Below are 3,492 nucleotides of genomic sequence, written 5' to 3'. Positions count from 1 at the left end.
TCCTCACCGCCGTAAACGGACGGTGATTCCCAAACCTCACGATTTAGGTTTCTGCTTCTTTCCCTTGCGGGGTTCCGCACCTGCCTTAACAGATTTACTCTGTTCTGGTCTTATGGTCGCTCTACAGACTGACACCGCAAGTCCTGCGGCCAAAATGTTTTTACTAGCGTTAATATCTCGGTCATGGTGCGTCCCACAGTCTGGACAATCCCATTCTCGAATATTTAACGGCATCTTCTCAGCAATATACCCACAATTACTACACCTTTTAGAACTAGGAAACCATCTATCTATTTCGATGTAATTTCTCCCATACCAACGGCATTTATAGGCTAATTGTCGAGTTATTTCTCCCCAACTAACGTCAGATATTGCCTGAGATAATTTCGGGTTTTTGACCATATTCTTAACGGCTAAATTCTCAACCACAATCGTTTGGTTTTCACGAACTAATTGAGTGGTTAGCTTGTGTAAATGGTCTTTTCTGCTATCGGTGATTTGAGCGTGAATCTTGGCTACTTTGATTCTTGCTTTTTCCCGATTTTTTGACCCTTTCTGTTTTCTAGAAAGGCTTTTTCGATGCTCTTCGCAACCTCTGATAATGTTTCTTAAAATGCTTAGGATTAGATACTTTATCGCCATCGCTGGTAATCACGAGGCTACTAATTCCTAAGTCAATTCCGATGGCTTTATCTGTTACTGGTAAAGGCTTAATCGTTGGGTCATCAAATCTTATTGAAATATGCCAACGTCCTGAGGGATGTAATCTGACTGTTACTGTGCTTGGTTCACAGCTTTCTGGAATTTGTCTTGACCATCTAATAGGTAAAGGTTCTGTGCATTTAGCTAAATAGATTTGTCTGTCTTTGAATTTAAAAGCAGACTTGGTAAATTCGGCACTTCCTCCTTGATGTTTTTTCTTAAAGTTAGGATACTTAGTACCAGCAATTCTCATTTTGAAATAAATAGAGCATTAACCCCGATTTTGGCAGGGAAAATATAGTACGAAGCAACTATTTTCTAGGAGAGGCGAACAATAAAAAAACAATTGGCTGGACAAATTAAGTATAAATACTCAAGCAATCAAAGAGGTTGGCTGAGAACGAACGGGGTTAAATCAGGAAGATAGTTCTGTTTTTAGAATAGAGAATTCAAGGGAAATAAAAATTTATAATTATTGTCAGCTAAGGTAAAATGGGTGAGATAGAAATCCACCAGCACGTCAAATTATTCCAAGATGGCTCAAAAAGCGGCAACCCTAGAAATTTCGGAATTAATGCAATTTTTACGTCAAGAATTAGATGATTTACCGATAGAGATGAGAGGAAACCTGGAAATAATAGAAAATATGAGGTAAAAGATGCCGTGATGGCGGCATTTTCAGTCTTTTTTACTCAGTCGCCGTCTTTTTTAGACCATCAACGTTTAATGAAAAGCAATAAGGGAAAAGATAATGCTGAAAGTTTATTTTCAATTAAAAAAATTCCTGGGGATAATCAAATAAGAAATTTGTTAGATCCAGTGCCAGCATCTAACATCTCTAGGACTTTTCAAAAAGTCTATGAATGGTTAAAGGAAAAGGGAGTTTTGGAAAAGTTTCTCTACTTAGATGGAGAAATGTTAGTGGCGTTAGATGGCACAGAATATTTCTCATCCAAGAAAATTAATTGCCCTCATTGTAACTGTCGTAATCATCGAAATGGAACTACAACTTATTTTCATGGCTGTGTCACACCGATAGGGGTTTCTCCTAAGCAAAAACAAGTAATTAATTTAGAGCCAGAATTCATTAAAAAACAAGATGGACATCAAAAACAAGACTGTGAAAATGCGGCCGTTAAAAGATGGTTAAATAGGAATCATAAAAATAAGTATGGTTATCCTGTAACTCTTTTAGGAGACGACTTATATTCTCACGAACCTGTTTGTGAATTAGCGATAAAACAAGGTTATAATTTCATTTTTGTTTGTTGGGAAACGTCGCATAAAACTTTATATGAATGGCTAGAATTTTTAGAAAAAAGTGGCGAAGTTAGGACCGTTGAAAAGAAACAATGGGATGGACGAAAAAATCTAATTTATCGTTATCGTTATGCTTCTAGAGTTCCCTTAAGAGAGGGGGACTCAAGTCTCGAAGTTAATTGGTGTGAAGTGACTGTTATTAATGAAAAAACCCAGAAAACTATCTACCAAAATAATTGGATAACTAATCATAAAATCACAGAAAATAATGTCGAAGAAATTGTCAAAGCTGGACGCAGCAGATGGAAAGTTGAAAATGAAGGCAATAACGTTCTTAAAAATCACGGTTATAATTTAGAGCATAACTTTGGTCATGGTCAGAATCATTTGTGCGAGTTCTTATTGTCTTTGAATTTACTAGCTTTTTTATTTCATACCGTGTTGGATTTAGTTAATTACACCTATCAAAAGATTCGTGAGCTATTAGTAACTCGGACTTCTTTCTTTAATGATATTCGTACCCTATTAAAATTTATTTGGTTTAAGAATTGGTCGGAATTTTTCTCATTTATTCTAACCGAATATGTCCCATTTAAAAAAGTAAATTCTAGTTAAAAATGTCAGAACTCTTGAAGGAGAAAAAGAAAATTGTTTATAAAAAAACTAAAAATTTTGTTAGAATTTCATCCAGATTTATGAGTTGAAATCAATTTTTCGTGGACAGATTTCTTAAAACCTGTCTATCTCCAGTGTTGGATGATAATTATCTGTCAAAAAATAATGCTTCTACACAAGTTCTCTATTTAAATAAGAGAATTTTATCTGATTTTTTTCAAAATGAGAATTGCTGACTTAGTACGACCAGCAAAGAAGTTAGTGAAAGCTGTTTGTAAATGTCTTAACCCTTGTTGTAAAGGTACACAGCTAACTTCGTTTAAAAACTCTAATTCTTCTTGCTTTTTCCAATCAGTTAGCATTGAAGACGTTTCAGTATATCCTACTCTTTCTTGTCTTTCGTACCATGCTTGTGTTCTGAGATGGAGAGCTTTATTGTAAACCAATCTTACACAGCCCAAAGTGCGCCGCAATAGCGACTCTTGTTCGGGTGTTGGGTAAAATCGGAACGAGTAGGCTTTTTCCATATCTCACATTCTAGCATATATCGTGTAAATGCGCTAATATTTAACAGTAAAGCCGTCGTAGAACGACGGGGTTTCAGACCCAAATTTTCGATGACTCAAAAGAGATGTTAATCTTTTTGGAGTTAGGTAGCTTCTGAAACGGATCCCCAAGATGAGCCTTGACCTTATCTAGGGTTAACTCGTGGTCAGCGTAAGTCTCACAAATATCACGCCATGCCTCTAAAAGGTCAGTCTCGCTAAACTTGGATATACTTTGCACGGCTGCAACTTGCATTTTTTACTCAAGGACAATAATATAGTTTAAGAGTCATAATTAGAAGCAAAGCACTCATTAAAAACATGATTAACCTAGAATTCACGGAAGAAGAAAAGAACTCACTGTATTATG

General features: G+C 35.9%; 3 pseudogenes. 1 reads left to right on the top strand and 2 read right to left on the bottom strand.

The features are described from left to right. Positions 1–36: 36 nt before the first annotated feature. Positions 37–940 (bottom strand): annotated as a pseudogene (locus tag IM515_RS15825) (RNA-guided endonuclease InsQ/TnpB family protein); the annotation flags it as partial. Between the two features lie 297 nt (positions 941–1,237). Here IM515_RS15825 and IM515_RS15820 point away from each other — a divergent pair. After that, positions 1,238–2,491 (top strand): annotated as a pseudogene (locus tag IM515_RS15820) (ISNCY family transposase). A 322-nt stretch (positions 2,492–2,813) separates the two neighbouring features. Here IM515_RS15820 and IM515_RS15815 read toward each other — a convergent pair. After that, positions 2,814–3,104: pseudogene (locus IM515_RS15815) on the bottom strand (RNA-guided endonuclease InsQ/TnpB family protein); the annotation flags it as partial. Positions 3,105–3,492 lie beyond the last annotated feature (388 nt).

It is taken from the genome of Microcystis sp. M44BS1, from assembly GCF_020244875.1.
GTDB classification, from domain to species: Bacteria; Cyanobacteriota; Cyanobacteriia; order Cyanobacteriales; family Microcystaceae; genus Microcystis; species Microcystis panniformis.
This window is presented reverse-complemented; position numbering and strand designations above follow the sequence as displayed.